The organism is Streptomyces sp. SPB074 (genome assembly GCF_000154905.1).
Taxonomy (GTDB): Bacteria; Actinomycetota; Actinomycetes; order Streptomycetales; family Streptomycetaceae; genus Streptomyces.
Genome location: NZ_GG770539.1, coordinates 6,615,157 through 6,616,850, shown reverse-complemented (window position 1 = coordinate 6,616,850; position 1,694 = coordinate 6,615,157). Strand labels below are relative to the sequence as shown.

3 protein-coding genes are annotated in these 1,694 nt (G+C 77.6%); all 3 read left to right on the top strand.

What is annotated here, in order from left to right:
- Window positions 1-624: DUF1275 family protein (locus SSBG_RS28240; RefSeq protein ID WP_106429394.1), on the top strand; the 624-nt coding region annotated here is incomplete at its 5' end.
- Between the two features lie 60 nt (window positions 625-684).
- The gene (locus SSBG_RS28235; protein ID WP_008749458.1) at window positions 685-1,299 is read left to right on the top strand and encodes a DsbA family protein; all 615 of its coding nucleotides are present in this window, start codon (window positions 685-687) and stop codon (window positions 1,297-1,299) included.
- Window positions 1,300-1,467: 168 nt separating this feature from the next.
- Entirely contained in the window at window positions 1,468-1,668 is a 201-nt protein-coding gene (locus tag SSBG_RS28230; protein WP_008749456.1) for a hypothetical protein, read from the top strand.
- The last annotated feature ends 26 nt before the right edge of the window (window positions 1,669-1,694 follow it).

The window sequence follows — 1,694 nt, the reverse complement described above, 5'->3', positions numbered from 1 at the left end:
CTGAGCCTCGCCTCCGGCGCGGTGGACGCGCTCGCCGTCGTGGCGCTCGGCGGCGCCTTCGCGGGGGTCATGACGGGCAACCTCGTCTTCCTGGGCGCGGCGCTCGGCGGCGCGGGGCTGCCGGAGGGGGCCGTCGCCCCGGTGGCGGCCGTCGGCGGGTACGTCCTGGGGACGGCGTGCGCCGGGGGTGTGCTGCGGGCGCGGTGGGGCGGCCCGCTGGGGGTCCTCTCCGCCGAGACGGTGCTGCTGGCGGTGGTGGCCGGGGTGTGGGCGGTGACGGGGCCCTCGGGAAACACCTCGTGGGCGCTGCTCGCGGCGCTCGCGGCGGCGATGGGCGGGCAGGCCTCCGCCGTCCTCGCGCTCGGTCCCGCGGGTGCCCCGACGACGTTCTTCACGAGCACGCTCACGACCCTCGTCGTCGGTGTCGTGCGCGGGGACGGCATCCGGCGCGCGGGGGCGCCGGGGGCCCGGCTGTGCGCCCTCGTCCTCGGGGCGGTGCTCGGCGCGCTCCTGCACCGCGCCGCCCCCGGCTGGGCTCCGGTGCTCCCGGCGGCGGTCCTCGCCGCGACGGTGCTCGCGCTCGCCCGCCCGGCCGTGCGCGGACAGGAGCGGCGCGGGGACTGAGCGGGACCGCGCCCCGGCGCCCGTTTTGCGCGCGCGTACGGGTGGCCGCAGCCTGGAGGCATGACCCCACGCACCCCCGGCGACACCACGGACACGCACCCCGTACCCGCGCACACCTCGGGCCCGGGCGGCACGGTCGTCCGCTACGGCGACGACGGCGCGGGGCGGGTCCTGAGCGTGTACCTCGATCCGCGCTGCCCGTACTGCAAGCGCATGGAGAACGGGCTCGGCATGGTCATCCAGGAGGCGGCCGACGCGGGCCGCTTCCGCGTCGAGTACCACTTCGCGACCTTCATCGACGACGGCGCGGGCGGCAGCGGCTCGCTGCACGCGCTCGCCGCGCTCGGCGCGGCGCTCGACGAGGGGCCCGGCGCCTTCGTGCTCTTCCTGCGGCTGCTCTTCGCCGAGCAGCCGCCCGAGGAGGACGACCGTTTCGGCGACGACGACCTGCTCGTGCGGCTCGCGGCGGAGGTGCCGGGGCTGGGCGGGGACGGTTTCGCGGAGAAGGTGCGGGCGGGGACGTACCGGCCCTGGGCGCGGTCCGTGTCGCTGGCCTTCACGGGGAGTTCGGTGCACGCGACGCCGACCGTGCTGCTCGACGGCGATCCGGTCGCGGTGCTCGGGCCGGGCGGCTACCCCGTGACGCCGGAGTCCTTCCTCGCGCAGGTCTCCTGAGCGGCCCGGGACGCGGGCCGCGTGACGTGTTCCGGGCCGCCCGGAGGGTACGCGGCCGGGCACGGCCGCACGCCCGCCCGCCGAGTGGCCGGGCGGCGCGGGGCCGACGAAGATTGACGGACACGGACGCGCGGTCCGCGGGCCGCGCCGACACCGAGGAGGCCGCAGATGGCGGACGAGAAGAATCCTGAGGATCTGCCCCGCGTCGTCACTCCCGACGACGAACTGCACACGGGCGCGGACCAGGAGGTGACGCCCGAGGACCTCGTCCGGGCCTCCGGCCGCGACCTGACGCCCGAGAGCCTGGAGTGGGCGCGCAAGAAGCTCGCCGAGGAGGGCCGCGAGGCCATCGAGCGGCTGCTGCCCTGAGCGGGGCGGTACGGCTGAGGGGGGCG

Bases quoted from the DNA above. Each gene is read 5' to 3' on its own strand.
- SSBG_RS28235 (WP_008749458.1), top strand. From the start codon at position 685: ATGACCCCACGCACCCCCGGCGACACCACGGACACGCACCCCGTACCC.
- SSBG_RS28230 (WP_008749456.1), top strand. From the start codon at position 1,468: ATGGCGGACGAGAAGAATCCTGAGGATCTGCCCCGCGTCGTCACTCCC.